This is a genomic window from endosymbiont DhMRE of Dentiscutata heterogama (genome assembly GCF_002888635.2).
Lineage (GTDB): Bacteria > Bacillota_I > Bacilli_A > Mycoplasmatales > CGIF01 > CGIF01.
Genome location: NZ_LN828718.1, coordinates 436,101 through 456,317, shown reverse-complemented (window position 1 = coordinate 456,317; position 20,217 = coordinate 436,101). Strand labels below are relative to the sequence as shown.

The window sequence follows — 20,217 nt, the reverse complement described above, 5'->3', positions numbered from 1 at the left end:
ATTAAAAAGGATTTAGAATCATATTATTATCATGAAAGCTTCTAATACTTGCAAAAAGAAGTGTTTTTCTTGAAAACGTCGATTTATTGATAGCCTTATTTCATGCACTATCATCATGACTTTTATCTACTTACTCAAATATTTTTTTCCTGATTTTTTGTAAAGTTGAATTATTTTTTAAGCCTTACGGCAAAAATTTTATTTTTTTTCTCTTGGCAGCTAGGTTTTTTAACGCCCTCCGTTTTCAATTATTTTTAGTTTTTGTATTCTTATTGTTATTTATGTATTTTGCAAGTTTTTTGTCGCGACAGTTATGTTTTTATGAATAAACAAATAAATCTCATTATTTTAAATTAAAGTCAATCAATTTTGAGATTTATCTGGTTTTTTTCCCTAAAACCATTATCCAATTTAATTATTCGACAAAAAAATAGTACTGAAAATTATCTACCTTTTATCAAAGAAATAATCATCTTTAGGATTTTTACTATTACTCAAATAACCACAATAAGTACAATTATGAAAATTAATAATTTTCATCAATAATCCTTAATATAATTACCCAAATCACTAATGTTTTTAATGCCTCCTTCCGGTCATTGCAGAAATCTTTTTAGCCAACCAAACATAATTTTAATTTTATGGGTTTAATTAACCCAATCTTTTTTCTATCTCCGAAAAAGCCGAATGGGTAAAAACGAGATAATTGGAAGATAATACTTGCGAGAAATTAACTAATTTACTATCGCTAATCTTGGCATAAGACAGATTGCGAAAAGAATAAATTATTTTTTCTTTATTTTCTTCCTCTTTGGATAGCACAAGCAGAATTGGGGTTTTTTTAACTGGCAAAAAGTCAAGGAATTTTTCAGCCTCTTTGGTTTTGTAATTAGCAAATGCTATTTTATCTACAATTATTATCTCTTTTTTTCTCATTTTTTCTCCCAAAAGCGATTGAAAGACACTTTGTTTGAATTTTTTATTAATATACAAAGAACGACTTTCTTGACCTGTTGGTCCAAAGGTTATCCCCCCTCCCCGATTTTGAGGGTTGTAAGGCGAACCAGAACGCGCTCGTCCGGTTCCTTTCTGGGGATGCGGTTTTTCATCAACACCCTCTACCTCCCCTTTCGTTTTGGTCTTATGTGTTTTTTGGTGTTGATTAAAAGTATAATAACGATTAGCCAAAGAAATATTTCAACGAGAAAATTGAGATTTCCAAATTTTATTATTAAGTGGCTGTTTGCTTACTATTTCCCCTTTATGGTTAATGACTTCGATCTGCTCCATATATTTATATTTTAAAATTTTTTTGAAATTATTTGTTACTTTTTATATTTTTTAGAATGTCTTTATTTTTAATCTTATAAGACAAACTATCCGAGCCTACTTTTCAAAAATTACTTAATATTTGTTAATATGCCGAAATATTTCTATATCACCACTCCTATTTTTTACCCCAATGATCGTTTGCATTTAGGACATGCTTATACTATGATTATTGCTGATATTATTGCCCGTTACAAAAAAAGTCAAGGTTATCAGGTTTACTTCCAAACCGGCAGTGATGACCACGGTGAGAAAATTGAAAAAAAAGCGGCTTCATTAGGCATTAGCCCTCAACAATTAGTAGACCGAAATGTTTTACTTTTTCAACAATTATGAAAAGAATTAGGCATTTCTGAACACATTTTTTATCGCACTTCTGCTTCCACCCATAAAAAAAAAGTCCAAAAAATTTTTACTGAATTATTAAATGAAGGCGATATTTATTTAGGGGAATATCAAGGAAAATATTGTGTTGCCTGTGAGGATTACGTGAGCGATAGCAAAGTTATTAACAACAATTTATGTCCGACTCCTAATTGTCAGTCCGAATTGCGAAAAATTAAAGAACCGGCTTATTTTTTGCGAGTTAGTAATTATTACCAACAATTGATAGAATATTATCAAAAAAACCCCAATTTTCTTTTGCCACCTAACATTAAAAAAGAATTATTCGAAAATTTTCTCAAAAATGAAAGGCGAGATTTGTGTATTACCCGTAGTGATATCAAGTGAGGCATTCCAGTTCCCAACAATGAAAAAATGGTCATTTATGTCTGGTTTGAGGCTTTGCTTAATTATCTTAATTCTCCAATTGGGGAATATTTTTTTTTCCCTAAAGTACCTAACGATAGTAAGGTTAAGGAATTTGCTTGTGTAGCAATTGCTAATCCAAAAAATCAGTATCTTTTAGTTTACAGTAAAAAACGCGACAAGTGAACGTTCCCCGGTGGAAAAATAGAACCAGGCGAAACGCCCGAAACTGCGGCCAAAAGAGAAATATTAGAAGAAACTAACTTAACAATTACGGATTTGGAAAAGATTGGCGAAGAAACCTTTTATGTTAATAATATCTGATGAAAAGGCTATTTTTATCAAACCCGAAAATATTCCGGTGCGTTAGAAATCAAAGCTCAAGAAAAGGAATCAATAGGAGAAGTTAAGTTTTTTTCTGTTCCGGAAATATGAGAACTTGATAGCCAAAAACCCGATAGAGGTGCGGAATATGTGCTGGAAAAATTAGCCGGTGCCAAAAAGGATAAAAATTCTTGGGAAATAGTGCAAATAATCGGTAAGGATATTGCTCGTTTTCATGGCATATATTGACCGATTATTTTAAGACTTTTATCCGCCCAGTTGCCTGATAAAATACTGGCTCATGGTTGAATATTAGACCAGTTAGGTCGAAAAGGAAGCAAGAGCAAAGGCAATGTTATCGACCCACTGCAATTGTTAAAAAAATACCCACGTGATTTATTAAGAGTTTATTTAATAGCCAAAATTAATTTTTTACAAGATGGAGTTTTCACGGAGGATTTATTGAGCAATTTTTACCAAGACTTTTTTGTGAATAATTTAAGTAATTTAGTCTCACGGGTAAATAAAATGATCCATTTGTATAATGGAGGAATTGTTCCGGAAAATAATTATAGTTGAAAAAAAGAGCAGCCAAAAGAAGAAACCGAAAGAAAAAGATTAGAGGAATACCAAAAAAAATGTAATTTGGCAGTAGCAGAATTTCAAAAAAAAATGAATCAATATGAACTTACGGAAGCTTTTTCTCAAATACAAAATTTACTTAATGAAAGTAATAAATTAATTTCTGATTTAGCCCCTTGAGAATTAGCCAAAAAAGGCGATATTTTGCTTTTGAATTTAACCCTTAATTATTTAACCAACGGAATAAAAATTGCATCTTTTTTGCTTGCTCCACTGGCTCCAGAAACCAGCAAAAAGATTTTAGAAATTTTTAATATCAACCACCAACAATTAAATTGAGATAATTGCCTGGATTTTGCTTCAGTAAATGGAATTAAAGTGAAGTTATTGGAAACCAAAGGTTCGGCGAAGCAAAAACATTTATACGAACCACTATAAAATTACATTCTCCTATACGACCATTTAAAATATTTAATACTTTTGCCTGACTCTTGAGGCTATGGAATAACAGTTAATTATCCAAAAAAAGAAAGGGCAAACCCAACCACCCGTATTTTTTTCACCGAGAATGCCCAAGTATTTTGCACTACATATGCCTTTTTAATCTTTTTTTCTTTCTTTTTCGATAGATTACCATCCCCGCTCCAACAATTATCAGCAAGACCATTCCCACTGGAACAATCACTACTCAAGGGAATTTAGAAGGAGAGTTGGTTGTCTTTTGACTAGAATAATTTTCCAACTCTTTAAGTAATGCTTTTGCTTCTGCTTCCCGTTGGGAGAAAAGATATTTTTCGTAAATATCGGTGCTAACCATAAAATTATTCAACTTATTTTTCGCTTTTTTGATTTCCGCCGCTTTTCCCGATTTTAGGTCCTGCTGTGACTCACTAAAAATCAGGGTCAATTTCTTTTGGGACCCTTTTTCTCCCGCATTTTTAACTACTTTTTTCTCTATCTCATTAACTTGGTTCGGGTCGGTAATTTCTCCGTTTTTTAGTTTTTCTCAATCTTCTTTACTTTCTGAATCCAATTCGTTCGCGTCAATATTATATTTAGTTAGGGTTTTTTTTATCGTCTCAACTATGACTTGCCGATACTCCTCATAACTAACTTTTTTGGCTAACTCATTTTTTAAATTATCAATGGCAGATTGGTTGTCCTCATAACTTTGCTGACCTTTCGCTTTTTCCACTTCTTCCAACTGCTTTTTTAATGCTTCGGCATCTTTGCCGTCCGTCGACAGATTATTGGCGATATTGGCAGCATCTTTTTTGGCTTTTCTTTTGGCTTTAATGTCAACTAATACTCGGTCTTTTATATTGTCAATATCTTTTTCTTCATTAGCAGCATTAATCTGACTTTCTCATTGCCGATAACCTTCGTCTAAATCATTATTAGCAATTTTCGGTTCCAGATTAAGAGCCACCTCGATAGTATTAATAGCCTCTTGACGAAAAGCAGAGATATTAGGCGTATTGGGAGTTTCTGTAGGCGGAGGATTATTATTTTGAGTATCATTTTCCTCTCCTTCACCAACTAACTCCTCCATTAATTCAACTACCTCTATTTTTTTGGCGATCATCATATCATTCAATCCTCCCTTTAATCATTTTTGAGCCAGGGCTTTTAGATTATTTTTAGAGGCTTCACTGTCAGCCGCAGTAATTTTTCTCCCTTGCCACAAATCGCCACTTACCATCCTCCCAGTATCGGGGTCTATAACTTCGGACGATTTTTCATTTATCTCCCGTAGGAGAGAACCCTTAGTTCTTTCGTATTCTTGATATTTTTCGTGCATTTTATTTCATAATTCATTATACCGGTTGATAATAGATCTATCCGCAGCGTGTTGGTCCACTAAATTATTATATTCCACATCGGTCATGATTTCTCCTCCGGCTGGGGTGCGAGTATTGTTTCCAGTATTATTCTGGTTTGGCTCATTTCCTTCAACAACCTCTCCTTTTTCCTGAATAAAACGCTCTACTTCGGCAAAATTATTTTTGATAAATATAACTTCCTGTGCTACTCCATTCCGATCGATACGAGTTTGCAAACTCGTAAGAGCAGTCATTATATCTATAACTTCTTTTAAATACTCTTTTTCAGCAATAAATCATAAATTTTCTATGTTATCCTGTCGGGCATCGCTCAATACACCTCTCCAAAAGGTTATTCTATCACCTAAATCATTGTCTTCGAGAACTCTCTCAAAAACATTCTTTAAGTCCGCTTTCATCAAATAAGTGTCCTTTGTTTTTTTATGCACCTTGCTATCGTGGTGATTTCAATAACCTCACCTTGTTACTCCTCCTTGGTCCACAATAAAATCTTGCTGGTCGTAATCAGATGTGACAAAAACTCAGCGAGTATGTTTAGAAGGATCCGGATCTGTTTCATTTTCATACTTTGCTCCTCAGTGTCCAGGACTCATTCATTCCCAGTCGCGTGCTTCTGATAAATTGTTTCCTTTGAAAATTATGTAATTATTTGTTAGTAATATGTTGTTATTCATAGGGGGGGGGGGGGGGGTAGAAAATATCTGCCTCACCCATCTGTATACTATATGTCGTATATATTATAAATTTTATATGATTAATAAACTCAAATGTCTATCTTAATCTTTAGAGTTTTTTCACATTTCTCTTTTGAGAAAACTTTGCCTTTCTGCGACGAAAAATAAGGACAGAAAAAATTACCACCGCTGACAAAACTCCGCTCGCTATCAACCAGACCGATATTTTATTTTTGTTGGAAGAATCGAGAGAAGAATCATTATTTTTATTTTGTTGGGCTTGATATTTTTCCCTAATTTCCTTTTCTATTTCTTTGACAAAAGTGGCTATTTCTGACTGGGTTGTTAATTCCTTTAAATATTCTTCTCAACTATTTTTATTTTTCCACAAAAATGGGTCTAAATCGTCGGGTTTGACTTTACTATTAGCAAATAATTGTTGAATTTGAGTTCGGGCTTCTTGTTGGGCTTGCTCGGTGGTTGCTGCACTATTTATTCCGGACATGTCAATCGGCGGAATGTCAGCATCTGAGTTCGGCAGTGGAGAATCATCATTCTTTTCAGGGTCATGATTATCACCATTAGTCGGTGGGTTGGGGATCGGGCCGTTTTCATTAGGGTTATTTTGTTCCCCTTGATTGGGAGATTGATTGTTTGGAGAATTTTGGTTAGTGTCTGGTGAGTTGGAACCACCATTAGAAACATTTGGTTGAGAAGTGTCGAAAGGAGGGCTTTGGGGTGGTGAATTTGAATCAGTTTTTGGTTGATTTAGTGCCAATTCATCTCTTATTTCCATTAATATTTTGCCTAGTCAATTCCCCTCCTCTAAATTAGTATAATTTCCTTTTTGCCCATTGCCTCACTTATCTTTAGGTTTTCCAGAGTTCTCCACTAACTTTTTACTCCCGGTGTTTACCAATAAATCTTTTAGGACTTTATTTTGATTAAATTTTTCTCTAACTACTCATTTCATAACCAAATAATTATAACCCGCCTCTTTATAGTTGTTTCGGTATCATCAGTTTGCTACGTTGTAGAGACCATTTTTACTTCCCGCGAAATTTTTGGCTTTCATCGGATCAGGCTGGTTATAAACTTCTTTAATCAGTTCTTCATTTACGCTCCCTTCTTGGGTAAATTTCATTGCATTAAAAAGATGTTCGCTGGTTTTTCACTCAAAAGTAGTGTTGGGCATTATATATCCCTTACTTTGATCTACTTTCCCATCGCCAATTAACAGGCGTGGCAGCCCCCTCGTAGTTATCTTATGAGAAGAAAAGTTGGTAAATCCATAATAATCTTTTTCTCCTTGATAATGAACATCTTTTTCCCTATAAAACAAGATTACATTATCGGGCATTTGTTGGATTGACATATTTTTTATATTTTCGTTTTTTGACGATTCTAAATTACGTGGCAATTCAACTTGGAACTGAAGAAAAGATTTTTTGTGTTTTCTTGATTACTTGAAATTTTATGCCTTTGGTCTTTATTAATCGCTATATGTTTTTTTTTTTGCAAAAAAAGCACTAATTCTTTTTAACCAACACAACAATTAAAAAAATTATCAAAATAACCAGCAAAGAAATAATTGAGGAAAAAATGTAAAGTATAAAATTATTATTACAACCTCCCTTATTTATTTTGTACATATTAAAATTACCTTTCATAATTATATTTTGTATATACAAACGATACTCGTGTATCACCGGACCTCTCCGTCAGTATTCAACTATTATAAAATTATTATATAGATGAAAAATTATTCTTGGGGATGTGTGTTTTGACTTAGATTAAGGTCGGTAATTATGGCAATAATCCGGTTTTGAAAAAAATCAAGACGAAGAAACTAACGAAATTCCTGTTGGATTGTTTAATAGCAGCCCAGGATACAACTACGCGAGAATATAATTAATTAATCGTATTTCTCAACTAGTTTCTGCCGTTCGCCCAATTCGTTCGGCTCGATATAAAATTTGGGTCAATTATTAAAGTTTGGTTATTATACTTGTTAATTGTCACTCCCTTACTAAAAATATCCTACTTACTAATCGGCATTCGTTTATTAGTGCTTAATAAGGAACAACAATTAATAAACTAAGTTGTAGAAGTAATTGCTAACTGTCTAAGGACAGGGGTTCAATCCCCTCATCTCCACCATTATAAAATTATCTAATAACAAAAGAAGCATCGTATCATCCGCAATCTATACAAAAGGATTCGCTATCGTGTTGTTTGCTTTATTAATACCAGGAGGGGGTTTTTTTAAAGGGGGAGTCGTTTTTTGTGGTTACATCTCGCTTTAAACTTATATATATGCTAATACTGAAAATACTCCTCTGAATCTTGGGAATAGTAATTATAATTTGTTCTTTTTTCTTTGGTGAAGAAGATAGTTTTTCGCCCGCTCAGGAGCGCAAAGAAAACATTTATAAGGCTACTCATTTTACTAAATTAACTAATTTTATTCGCAATATTTATATGGTCTTGATAGCAATATTTATTTCCTTAACTTTTTGTTTGCCTAAGCCGTAAATCTTTTATTAAATTTCGCAATATGTCTGAAATGATTGTTGTTTAAAATTAATAATATGAATAAAGACGTCACTAAACAAATTGTAGGTATTGACTTAGGAACAACTAATTCTTGTATCGCCATCATAGAGGGTCAGACCCCGCGTGTATTGGAAAATACCCAGGGCGACCGCACCACTCCTTCCGTGGTCTGCTATGATGCCAACGAGAAAAGAATTCTAGTAGGCAAGGACGCCAAAAAACAAGTCGAAATCAACCCCGAGGTTATTACTTCTATCAAAAGTGTAATGGGGCAAAAAGTCAAAAAAAAGTTGGGCGGAAAAGAGTATACTCCGGAACAAATTTCGGCGGAAATTTTGCGTTATTTAGTAAGTTGCGCGAAAGGAAAATTAGGAAAAAAAATTACGCGGGCAGTAATCACAGTGCCGGCTTACTTTAACGATAGTCAACGGCAAGCCACCATCGATGCGGCGATTATTGCTGGACTTGGGGACCCCAAGGACTTAAAGAAAAGCCGCGAGATGATTAGAATCATTAATGAGCCCACAGCCGCAGCCCTGGCTTATGGTTTAGATAAAGCAGAAAAAGAACAGACTATCCTTGTTTATGACTTGGGAGGAGGAACTTTCGATGTTTCCATTCTCCAGATTTCTAAGAGCAGTGAAGGAGATGTTTTTGAAACCATTGCTACGGCTGGCATTAGAGATTTAGGAGGAGACGATTTCGACCAAAAAATAGTTGATTATGTGGTTCAGGAAATTAAGAAAGAGCGAAAAGTCGATTTATTGTCCGAAGGAGAAACCGAAAATGATAGAAAGGTGGTTAAACAGCGGTTAAAAGAGGAAGCCGAAAAAGCCAAAAAAGTATTATCAAATAGTTCAGAAGTTACGATTTCTCTACCTTACATTATTCCACCAACCGGAGGCAGAACACCCCACGTGGAAGCAAAAATTACTCGGGCCAAATTTGAAGCCCTAACCAAAGATTATATGGAAAGGACCATGAAAGAGGTCAACCAAGCCATTCAAGCAGCTGAAAAGAAATTAGGCCGAAGTTTGACTATCGACCAAATAATTTTGGTGGGTGGTTCAACCCGTATGCCAAAGGTAGAAACATTACTCGAAGCAAAATTCGGCCAGAAAAAAATTAATAAATCCGTCAATCCGGACGAAGTGGTAGCAATTGGAGCTGCCATTCAAGGTGCAGTTCTGGCTGGTGATTTTGGCAAAGATATCGTGCTTTCAGACGTTACTTCGCTTTCTTTGGGTATTGAGGTTCAATCGGCCAGAGGTGAAGAAGGAATTAACGACATAATAATCCCCCGCAACACCGCTATTCCTACTTCTAAAACCAAAATTTACTCCACGGCCGAGGATAACCAACCGAGCGTTCATATTCGCGTTCTCCAAGGAGAAAGACCTCGTGCTTCCGATAATAAAATAGTCGGAACGTTTGAATTGAGTGGTATTGCACCAAAGCCAAGGGGTGTTCCCCAAATTGAAGTTACTTTCAATATTGACGTTAATGGAATAGTTAATGTGACCGCGCAGGATAAAGCAACTAATAAGAAAGCCGAAATTACTATCAGCGACAGCCAAAATTTAAGTGAAGCAGAAATTCAGAGAATGATTAAAGAAGCCGAAGAAAATAGGGAAAAAGACGAAGAATATAAAAGTAATGCGGAATTGCTCAATCGGGCTCAAACATATTGTCACACTTTTGAAGAGAGAATTGAAGAATTTAAAAAGCATAAGGATTTCAATGAGAATGATGAAGGCTTCAAAAGATTGGTGGAATTGTATCAAGAATTAAAAGAAGCCGTAGACAAAAAAGATTATCCGGTTATTAAAAAACAATTGAATAAAGTCGAAGAAATGATGAAATTAGCCAGTGAATTAGCCAACAAAATGCCTTCCGAAGAAAAAAAAGAGGACGAAGGCTATGCTTCGGGCTCGGAAGAAGATACTATGGATGTATCGCCCGAAAAGGATGACAAAGACAAAAAATAGTAAAACTAGTTTAATTCTAGTTCTTTCATGACCAAGAAAAATTATTATGAAGTTCTCGGAGTATCTGAAGGTGCTTCCGAGGCAGAGATAAAATCTGCTTATCGTAAGTTAACGCTGAAATGGCATCCCGACCGCTGAGCCAGTAAATCAGAAGCGGAAAAAAAACAAGCCGAGGCCAAAATGAAAGAAATTAATGAGGCTTATGGAGTTCTAAGCAATCCCGAAAAACGGCAAAATTACGATCGATACGGTAGCGCGGAAGGTTTTCAAGGACCACCAGAAGGCGGTTTTGACCGTAGCGGAGATTTTTTTAAGGACATCTTTAACACTTTTTTTGGTGGGACCGATTACTCTCGCTCTCGTGGAACCCGACCTCAGGACGGAAGTGACATTTTAACGAGCATTACCTTGACTTTCAAAGAATCAGTGTTAGGAGTGAAAAAAAAAGTGTCTTTAAAAGTAGAAAGGGCCTGTGATGCTTGTAAACAAACAGGGGCGGCTTCGTCCAGTGATATTAAAAAATGTCCGAAATGTCAAGGGCGAGGAATAATTAATACTATCCAGAGAACAATTTTAGGGACTATTCGTACCCAAGATACTTGTGATCGTTGTGAAGGAGAAGGTAAAGTAGTAGAAAAAAAATGTTGAAAATGCGGAGGCAAAAAAAATTTGACTAAGGTAGAAACCATTGAACTTAATATTCCCCGTGGCATTCAGCCAGACAAAACACTCCTTTATCAGGGCATTGGTAATGACGGATGATATGGCGGTACTCGTGGGGATGTTCGGGTCGCAGTCAAGGTCAAAGAAAACCCTTATTTTAAACGCAAGGGCAATAACATTTATGTGGATTTGCCGATTTCCTTTTTGGACGCCATTTTGGGAGGTACAGTCGAAGTAATTACTCTGGAAACTTATCAGTTAGGAGGAGTGCTAAAAGATTTAGCCAAAATCACGGTCCCGGCCGGCAGCCAACACGGTGATTATGTAGTTCTGCCAGGACAGGGCTGCTATGTAGGAATGAATAATCCTAAACGGGGAGATTTTTATGTACGTTTACTAATCAAATTACCTAAAAAAATTACTCTTGCTGCCGAAGGAAGGTTGCGTAATATCCAGCGAGAAACTAACTGAAATCCTACTCACGATTTTCTGGAAAAAAATAAGGATGTTATTGATAATTAGTTGTTGCTAAAAATAATATAATTATGGGAAAATTAAATGTTTATACTAAACTCCAACTCATCCAATCCGAAATCAAAGAGCTAATTCGCACTGAAGAAAACAAATTTCAAAAATATAAATTTTTCAACGAATTACAAGTCCTTAAACTACTGAGACCTCTCTTAGAGAAATATAAATTGACCCTCTTATTAAGCGATGATACCAGTCAACCTTTAATCCATGAAAAAGAGGGTAAGGAACATTTTATTAAATATCTAAAAAAATTAGAAGTGGTGGATGCCGAAAATCCCGAACAGCGTCTATTATTTAACTTTTGAGCAGTGGGCAGCAATGTGGATTTAGCCAAGGCCAAAGGCTCTAGTGAAACCTATGCCACTAAATATCTGTTAAGTAAATTTTTTTTGATGCCGGTGAAGGATGAGGCCGATCCTGATTATAGGCAAGGAGAAGCAAAAGATGGAATGAATCCTGAAGAAAGGAAAGCCGTCAATGATTTTCTCCAAAAACATGGTTGGAACGAAGAAGAAAAAACGAAAGTAAAAAATAAGTAATGACTTATCAACTAAAAAAAATCAAAAAAATAATTGAGAGTATTAAGCATACAGAACGTTTTCAACAGGCTTTTCGACATACCTCTTACCTTAATGAGTTAAAGTTAATGAGAAAAAATAATGCCGAACTGGATTGAGAAAACGATGACCAGCCTCTTTCCTCTTACGAGACTTTGGAATTTTTGGGAGACAGTGTGCTGAATTTTTACGCTAGCCTTTTTATCTATCAGCAATTTCCCAATTATGCAGAAGGACAAATGAGTAAATTGAAGCAATTGATGGTCCAAGAGAGTACTTTAGCCCATTTAAGCCGAGAAATCGGGTTAGGAAAATATTTGCAACTGGGAACAGGAGAAAGAAAAAACCAGGGATCTGATAAAGAGAGTATATTGGCGGACGTTTTTGAATCTTTTACAGCGGCTCTGTATTTGGAAAAGGGGGGTAAAACCGTCCAGCGTTTCCTCAATTTAACTATTTTTACTTGGGTTGTTGGCAAAGAAAATATGATTTGGGATTACAAAAGCCAATTACAGGAATATTGCCAGGCTCGGAAAAATAGAGTTATCTATCGTCTAAAGAGAGTATTGAGAGTTGGAAATCAACAATTATTTGTTATGGAAGTTAATGACGTGCTGGGAACTTTTCGGGAAAGTGGTCGGGGTCGGAACAAAAAAGAAGCCGAACAGCAAGCTGCTGCTAAAGTGATTGAGAAATTAGGGATTGGAGAAAAAGAGAATTAGAATTATATATAAATATTATTATTGTAACAAACGCAACTACGGATTAGTTGCTTCATCAAAATATTATTAATATATATATCTTATTCGGAATGTCTCCTGCTACTGTATTTACTAAATCGGTTCTCAAAACAAAAAAACAAAGCAAAGTAAAATTACTCTTTCTGGTGTTGGGGAGGATTATCAAAAATAATCCACTCCTCTTTTTTTTTTGTTCCTTACTAGCCGTAATCACGGCTTTGGTTAATTTCAATATTGGGGTTAATCTAAAGAATGCCCTTTTAAGCCGCGAAAAAGTTCTGAGTGAAAAAGTCATTAAAGCCGTAGAAAAGGAAGGTGGGGAGAAAAAAAAAGAAATTACTAAAGAGAGAGTAAGAGAAATATTAAATAGCGAGGCTGACGAAACCAACCGACAACAAAAAGAAACCAAAGAAAATATTGCTGGGGAAATGCAAGGAAAAGGCTCTTTGACGAAAGAAAAAGTCAAAGAAATAATTGAAAAGGCCAGTGTCGGCGGTCGGCAGGTGTTTCATCATGATTTCGAATTTTCATTCAATTTTTTTGGTTGACGTTGATTTAAAAGTGATACTTTATCTATTTGATGGTTTATTACTTATTCGCTAATCCTTATTTTGGTGGCGAAATCACTCTTTTCCCTCACTCATTATTATCTAATGAGTTATGCTTATGACAGCATTGAAAAAGATTTAAAAAAAGACTTATTTCGACAACTTGTGCGGGCTAAATACACCAATTCGGCGGAAATTTCTCGCAATTTAATTACCCAATTTGCTGATGATTTAGACGAAATTGCTTATAGTATTTGATTCATTCCTAACCGTTTGATTTATGTGACTTTTTCGATAATTTTCTTGCTGAGTTTCGACTTTAATTTTGGAGGACCAGGTACTACTTTGCCACTTTTAGCCATCGTGGCCGGTTTGTTTGTTGTTCTTGTTATCGTGGAGATTTTACTCTTCAAAAAGGCCAGTAAATTAAATATGGTAGCAAAAAGACGCCAAGAAGAAGATAATAAAATTATTTTCGAGCGTATTAATAATTTGGAATATATTAAAGCAGTTTCGGGAGAAAAATACGAAGAAGGAAAAATCGACCGGCAATTGGATTCAACTTTCCGTAAGAATAGAAAATCACTTTGGTATAGCACTTTATTTAAAGCAGCCCCACAATACATTATTATTCCGAATATACCCACTTTTTTTATGGCCTTGGCCCTACTGTTTTATTCGTCAAGTCCTAAAATGGGAACTGTCTTTCTGATAGGAAATTTTTCTCACTACTTTTTTTCGGTTCGCAGTTTAAACAGCGAAATCGGCAAAGTAATTGACGCTTTGTTAACCTTAGATGAACTTTCCAGTAGTCTAACCCTTGTTAATGAGGGTGCTAAAACATTAAATCAGCCAACCGCTCTTGCTGAATCAAAACCTTCTCTGCCAACTTTGCCCTTCAAAAATGGCGACTTGGTGTTCCAAAATGTCGTTTTTGCTTATCCTAAACGACCCCAACAAGACATTTTACGAAATTTTACTTTCGCTTTTCAACAAGGAAAAATCTACGGCATTGCTGGCAAAAATGGCATTGGTAAAAGTACCATTACCAAAACCACTCTTAAACTTTATGACTTAAAAGCCGGACAAATCTTAATTGGTGGCCACAATGTGCGAGAAATCAACACTATTAGTCTCCATCGACATATTTGCTATCAAACTAATCGACCCACTTTTTTCCGCATGAGTGTTGCCGAAAATGTTTATTATCCGCAGACATATAATAAAAAAGACCAAGAAAAATTAATCCAAGCGGCCCAAAAAACCGGCATTTACGAGTTTATTGCTAAATTGCCCCAAGGATTTGATACTGTATTAAGAGAGGGGGGCGCAGATCTTTCAGAAGGACAAAAGCAGCAAATTTCAGCGATGAAAATGTTTATTAACGATTACGACATTTACATTTTAGACGAGATATTAAGTAATGTTCATCCTAATTTAAAAGGCATCATTTTAGAAAATATTTTTACTAAGTTAAAAGGCAAGACGATTCTAGTAATTGATCACCACTACGAAATATTTCAATATGTTGATTATATTTACCAGTTCACTGGTGAGAAATTAATTCGCATGAATAAGAAAGAGTTTTTGGCGTAATAGGCGTGATATAATATAAAACTATTGTATAATGTCAAAACGATATGAAAAAAAATTTACAAGAGCAAATAAAAGAAATTGAAGATACTTGCCATAGACTCTTTCAAAACTATAGAGAAAGCGGAAGAGAAGCAAAAAAGGCGGTAGAAGAAGGCAGAGCTATTGGTGAAGGAGAAATTTTTAAAAAAATAGATGAAGAAAATAGGGAAATAAAAAAAGAACTAAAAAACCAAATATTAGAGGAACCATCACTTTGAGAATTAGATCGAGAAGGCAAATTTAATATAACTCAAGGAATACCAATCAATTTAGAGGACTTTATAAATCTTATTGAATATCAACGAGAAATTGTGCGTGCATTTGTTAATGAAATTAAGGAAAATCCCCAAGATTGAAAAATTGAGACAGAAAATTGAGATCATGCGGTTGGTTCTCCTGAGGATTATCAAATAGTAAAACATAAATCCGGGCGAAAACATTATCGAGGTTATCAGTTTTTTAACCATTCTAGGCCTGGATTTACTGATGAGGAATGAGCCGAAATTGAAAATGTTATAAACAATCAAAGTCGACCCAGCACCCCAACCAAAAATCCTGCTTCTAATGAAAAAAACAATCAACAAAGTTCACCCCAAAGAACGAATAATAAAGATAATAAAAGTGTTTATTACGGAATAGGAACAATTTCTTTGGTTTTCCTAGTAATAAGTATGGTGGTGATTTGGGTAAAAAAGCGATAAGGTGAAAAATAACGTCTTGTTAATTAACAAACTTGTTTTTAGTCGTCATAAACCTCCTTTGGCAGCGGAGTTGTTCTAATAATTGAGTTCTCGTATTGAATTATTAAACATAATCACGTTTTCTTCTTTACTCTGAAAAGTCAGCAAGAACCTTTTGACAGCGTTGACAAATATCTTTTTCTAAGTCCCGATAATTCCAACATCTGATACATTTTGCCCGGTCTGTTTTTTTCACCTTGATAGCGGAAAAATTGCTTTCTCATACACCATCCTCTCTTTGGTCTTTAATTTCAACTTTGGCTACTAATAATAAATCTTCTAAATTGAGTCGGGAGTAATCTGGTCCGTTTTTTTCTTTTAAAAAAATTATTAAATGAGCCTGTGAATTAGCATTAATAATTTTTTCTTGGCGGGCTTTTTCGAGGGCTTGGTAGACATCTTGGCGTAGGGGTAAAAAAAAGTTGGTAATTATTGCTGTTTTTTTTTCCATAGAGGGCGAGAGAGACAAAGTTGACGAATAATTCGCTAAATGGACGCTTTCTTGACCAGCAAAACCAAAACGGAAAGGGATATTTTGATAAACTTCTTCAGCAAGAAAAGGCAAAATTGGAGAAATGGTTTTTAGTAGCCCTTGTAGAAGATAATAAAGAGTAGTAGTAATTTGTTGTCGCCGCAGAGAAGAAAGACTATCGCAATATAAACTATCTTTGCTAATTTCAAAATAGAAGGAACTTAAATCATTGATGCAGAAGTTTAATAAAGAGGTATAAATGGGGTTAAAATTGTATTCACCATAATTTTTTTGACTTTCACTGGTTAATTTTCCTAATTTACGAAGAATATAATAATCCACCAAATGTAATTCTGATTCCAAATCTTTTTTATTTTTTAAATTGGGTGGCAAATTGGCTAAATTACCTAGCAAAAAACGGAGGGTATTGCGGATTTTTTGATAACTTTCTCGCAAGTTTTTCAAAATGGCAATGCTGACCTTTACTTCTTTACTAAAATCAGAACTGATTACTCATAAACGGAGAATATCAACTCCAAATTGTTTGATAAGGTCTTCGGGATCTAGGACATTACCCAAAGATTTTGACATTTTATGCCCTTTTTCGTCAACTACAAAACCATGTGAGAGAACTTGTTGATAGGGGGCTTGGCCGGCCAGAATAACTGCCGTAATTAGTGAAGAATTAAACCAACCACGAAATTGATCTTGACCCTCGACGTAGAGAGTAGCGGGTCAGTAGATTTTTTTTTCGCTATATTTATTTTTCATTCCCGTTTTTTGTATAAATTTTTTTCAATTGCTTTCTCAATTCAAATTTCTTGGTTAAAATTTCTTTCATTATTTTGCTATTTTCCAGTAATTTTTCTTTATCTTTTGGAAAAATTAATCTAATTTCTTTAATTCGATTGCTTAAATGGGGAACTGTAGAGTAAAACAATAGTTTATCAACTTGCTCTTTAACCTTTTCACTATTGAGAGCATAAACAAAGTTTCAAGTGTCTATTCCATAGTTATTTTTGATAATTCTAATTTTGTAAAACCCGGCAGCAAATATAATTTTTTCCTCACCTGGCATGATAATGGCACACTCACCTACCAAATGTTTACCGTCCTTTACTAATAAAATGTCGTAGGGTTTAATATCTTGTTTATCTTTATATTTTTGATAAATTTCCTCGCTAGTAAATTGCTGAGGATTGCTTCTGATTTCTAAATTAGTAATATCCGAAGTTCTAATGAATGGTATAGTGCCATTTTCTAAATAATTTCTGCTCCCTATTTCATCACCAGTCGGAATATTATTATTTTTATTAACTTCTATTATACCACAGTCAATAATTTCTCTAAAAGTTAGAACTAGTTTATTACTTTCCGTCTCTTGTTTATTAAGGAAGCCATTGTAATAACTCGGGATTAAAATCAAGTCTTCTGTTTGTTTTATGTCTTCATGAGTAATAAAAAAAACTTTGTCTTTTTCGGTTGCTTCTTGATAATGAACAATTTTATGATGACTTTTTAATTTGGCAGTTATGCTACCTAGTTCATCATTGACCACAAAATTTCCATCTTCGTCTTTCTGCGGAGCACCATTTTTATCATACTTGTATAAAATTTTTCCTCTCTTATCATGACCAACGTTCTGAATGTTGACACAAATAACTCTATCGTTGTCACTGGCTTGTCTATTTTCTAAGACCAAAATCGCTGGCTTTACTCCGGTAAAAGGTTTAAATGTTTCCGGGGGAAGGCTAAAAACTGCTATTATTTTATAATTTTGGAGTAGAATTTTTCGAAGTTCACGATAAATTTTATTACCAAAAATACTGGCTTCCGGTAAAACTATGGCTAATTTGCCATTTTTTTCGAGTAAACTACAACATAGTTCCAAAAATAAAATTTGTGGTTCAGCTTTGTTTTTTTTGCTTTTCGAGTTTAGCCGTCAGAAAGTAAACTTTTTGAGAATTTTCTCCTCTTCAACCATGATTTTTTGACCAAAAGGCGGATTAGTCAAAATTATATTGTATTTTTTTTCTCAGTTGGTGGTAAATTTAACCAAGCTATCCTCGTTTCAAATATTAGAAGTTCCATCGCCAAGGATACACATATAGGCTTTACATGCTTGAGATAAGAAACTGTCCCTATCACAACCAAAAATATTTTTTCTGGCTATCCTGATTTTTTCGTTTTCTAAATCTTCTTTTTTTCATTTTGTTGAATACTTATCATCAAGTTTTTTTCAAATATAACGGAGAGATTCAACGATAAAACCACCCGTTCCACAAGCCGGATCAATTATTTTCTTGTTTTCCTCTACATCTAAAAAATTAATAACAAATCTTACCACATTTCGCGGAGTAAAAAATTGTCCGTGTTCTCCTTTTAGGGCTGTGCCAATAAATACTTCAAAAGCATCAGCAACCGCATCTCGCCCGGAATTTTTTAAACTAATTCATTGTAATTTTTGAACAATAAAAACTACGCTTTTATCATCCAGTTTAATTTCCTCATTTTTATCAAAAACATCTTCAAACTTATTTTTCACCTTAGTGAAAATTGTCCTAATTTTTCCTGAACTCTCTTGCGGTTTATCAATATTGGCATAAAACTCGGCAAATCCATTTTCACTTTGATATCTTTCATCAAAAATTTTGCAAAATAAAATCTTTAGGACATTTTTCGCTATATCAGGCTCATTAGTGCTACCAATAACCGTTTTTTGTAGACTTTTTTTAATCTGATGAAAAACGCTTTTCAAGTTTTCCCGGGGCTTTAATTCTTCATAACGAGGATGAGTTTCTTCTCAAACTCCAAAAGGCAAAATATCATTTAATTCTTTAAAATCAATTCCCTTACTAGTTTCGATTTTTTTCAAAATTATGCGTTCTTTGCCATTAAACCAGACTCCAATCTTGGCTTCGCACATTCGTAAGTATTTTCTTAGTTGTTCTTTGCCTTCTTGAGACGATATTTTTTTACATTCACAAATTATTTTGAGTTTATTGTTTTCAAAAACCGCGATATCAACCGGATAATTTCTTTTTTCATCAGAAGGAGAAAGAGAAATACGAAATTGGGGATGAGTTTTTATTTCTTCTCTATTATAACCATAAACCTCGACTAACTCATGAGTTAGAGGTTGTACCGATTCCAGTTCCTCAGGAGTAGCATTTACCTTTATTCCTGAAATATAATCGATTATTTTGCTATTCATTGCTAATACTTAATTTTGTTATTTCTTTTAAAGTTCTGGGTTTTACTTTTCGGGCTACTCTTTGAGAGTTGGCCTTGCCAGAAAAGAGAATTTTTATTCCTTCTTGTGAATAGTCCTCTAATCTGGCTTCTAGTTCTTGGATTTTAGTTTGGAGAGATTGAATTAGTTGGTCTTTTTCTTTTTGGTTCATTTTATTAAGATTTTTTTGCTATGTTATAAGTAGATTTTAGAAAGGTTCTGATTTTCTCATCTTAGCCATCTTCCTATTACGCTCTCTCAGTCATTCATAGAACTCTAAGGAGGAATTATGTTTTTTATCATTCAAATATTCCAGGTATACTTTCATTGACGTTGCTCATCTGCAAAGATTACAGCATATTGCTTCCTCATGCTCAGGACTGTTTACTATTAATGACCTTGTTAAGGTAGTTTGCTTACAATCTGGACAATGATAATCAAAATAGTCGTTCTTTCCATGATTTATTAAATGTAGAGTGATAAATCTTTCTACTATCTCAGCAGTATTTTCTTTTAGAAGTCTTTGTTTGTCTTTCTCTGTAATTTTATACGTTATATAGCATCGTTTTTCCCCGACTTCAAATGCCAACCTAGCAAATTCTTCTTCTTCATTTTTTTGAAATTCTAAAGGTTTTATTTTATCTCATTTAATATTCCCCATTACTCCAAAAGCTATGAATTTTACTTTCATGAGCAACCTCTCAAATTCTTGTTGGGGCATTTCTTGGTTTTTTTCCGATTTTTCCCTGTTTTCTGTTTGGTTTTGTCTAACATTTTTTTCTTCTTCTTTTTTTATTTTTTTCTTTTGGTTCTTTTTCTTATTTTTAACAGCACTAGGGCTTGTAATTGTATCTTTACTAGGAGAGTTATTGTATATGTTATAAGTTCGGTTGTTATTAATGGTGATGTTGCTTTCATCACCAGCATTAATTTGAGGAGAGTTGACATTTTTTCCTTTATTATTATTTTTGTTAACTTTGTTAGAAATCAAGCCCTTTATTCATTTTAAAATCCGTGAAAAAATATTACCTTTTTTGTCAGTCATATAA

General features: G+C 34.2%; 14 protein-coding genes and 1 other RNA gene. 8 read left to right on the top strand and 7 right to left on the bottom strand.

The features are described 5' to 3' along the window. Positions 1-651: 651 nt before the first annotated feature. Positions 652-1,290, bottom strand: coding sequence for a 50S ribosomal protein L4 (gene rplD / locus DHMRE_RS02800; protein WP_322632187.1), 639 nt, complete (start codon positions 1,288-1,290; stop codon positions 652-654). Between the two features lie 129 nt (positions 1,291-1,419). On the opposite strand from rplD, the gene DHMRE_RS02795 reads away from it, so the two are divergent. Beyond that, complete coding sequence (locus DHMRE_RS02795; RefSeq protein ID WP_322632186.1) at positions 1,420-3,423, top strand: class I tRNA ligase family protein; 2,004 nt, start codon at positions 1,420-1,422, stop codon at positions 3,421-3,423. Between the two features lie 148 nt (positions 3,424-3,571). Here the strand turns inward: DHMRE_RS02795 and DHMRE_RS02790 are convergent, their stop codons facing one another. Next, positions 3,572-5,503: a hypothetical protein gene (locus DHMRE_RS02790; RefSeq protein WP_322632185.1), complete on the bottom strand. Its 1,932-nt coding sequence runs from the start codon at positions 5,501-5,503 to the stop codon at positions 3,572-3,574. Between the two features lie 109 nt (positions 5,504-5,612). Beyond that, complete coding sequence (locus DHMRE_RS02785) at positions 5,613-6,878, bottom strand: NADAR family protein (protein ID WP_322632184.1); 1,266 nt, start codon at positions 6,876-6,878, stop codon at positions 5,613-5,615. 395 nt (positions 6,879-7,273) lie between these two features. On the opposite strand from DHMRE_RS02785, the gene ssrA reads away from it, so the two are divergent. The 7 genes from ssrA (at position 7,274) to DHMRE_RS02750 (ending at position 15,425) form a co-directional block, all read left to right on the top strand. Beyond that, positions 7,274-7,663, top strand: a transfer-messenger RNA (tmRNA) gene (ssrA, locus tag DHMRE_RS02780). A 431-nt stretch (positions 7,664-8,094) separates the two neighbouring features. Further along, entirely contained in the window at positions 8,095-10,047 is a 1,953-nt protein-coding gene (gene dnaK / locus DHMRE_RS02775) for a molecular chaperone DnaK (RefSeq protein ID WP_322632183.1), read from the top strand. A 27-nt stretch (positions 10,048-10,074) separates the two neighbouring features. Next, complete coding sequence (locus tag DHMRE_RS02770; RefSeq protein WP_322632182.1) at positions 10,075-11,232, top strand: J domain-containing protein; 1,158 nt, start codon at positions 10,075-10,077, stop codon at positions 11,230-11,232. A gap of 23 nt (positions 11,233-11,255) precedes the next feature. Next, entirely contained in the window at positions 11,256-11,783 is a 528-nt protein-coding gene (locus tag DHMRE_RS02765; protein ID WP_322632181.1) for an ERF family protein, read from the top strand. After that, positions 11,783-12,523, top strand: a complete 741-nt coding sequence (gene rnc / locus DHMRE_RS02760; protein ID WP_322632180.1) for a ribonuclease III — start codon at positions 11,783-11,785, stop codon at positions 12,521-12,523. Before DHMRE_RS02765 ends, rnc begins: the two co-directional genes overlap by 1 nt. 89 nt (positions 12,524-12,612) lie before the next feature. Next, a complete protein-coding gene (locus tag DHMRE_RS02755; protein ID WP_322632179.1) occupies positions 12,613-14,685 on the top strand; it encodes an ATP-binding cassette domain-containing protein in 2,073 nt (690 codons plus the stop codon). A 44-nt stretch (positions 14,686-14,729) separates the two neighbouring features. Next, the gene (locus tag DHMRE_RS02750; RefSeq protein WP_322632178.1) at positions 14,730-15,425 is read left to right on the top strand and encodes a hypothetical protein; all 696 of its coding nucleotides are present in this window, start codon (positions 14,730-14,732) and stop codon (positions 15,423-15,425) included. Between the two features lie 127 nt (positions 15,426-15,552). On the opposite strand, the gene DHMRE_RS02745 is transcribed toward DHMRE_RS02750, so the two are convergent. The 4 genes from DHMRE_RS02745 to DHMRE_RS02730 are packed head-to-tail and all read right to left on the bottom strand — an operon-like array spanning position 15,553 to position 20,213. Then, entirely contained in the window at positions 15,553-16,707 is a 1,155-nt protein-coding gene (locus DHMRE_RS02745; protein WP_322632177.1) for a class I tRNA ligase family protein, read from the bottom strand. After that, positions 16,697-19,150, bottom strand: coding sequence for an N-6 DNA methylase (locus tag DHMRE_RS02740; protein WP_322632176.1), 2,454 nt, complete (start codon positions 19,148-19,150; stop codon positions 16,697-16,699). The genes DHMRE_RS02745 and DHMRE_RS02740 overlap by 11 nt, the downstream gene beginning before the upstream one ends. Then, a complete protein-coding gene (locus DHMRE_RS02735; protein ID WP_322632175.1) occupies positions 19,143-19,340 on the bottom strand; it encodes a hypothetical protein in 198 nt (65 codons plus the stop codon). Before DHMRE_RS02735 ends, DHMRE_RS02740 begins: the two co-directional genes overlap by 8 nt. Positions 19,341-19,376: 36 nt before the next feature. Continuing rightward, positions 19,377-20,213 carry a hypothetical protein gene (locus tag DHMRE_RS02730; protein ID WP_322632174.1) on the bottom strand — a complete coding sequence of 279 codons (837 nt, stop codon included), beginning with the start codon at positions 20,211-20,213 and terminating at the stop codon, positions 19,377-19,379. Positions 20,214-20,217: the final 4 nt, after the last annotated feature.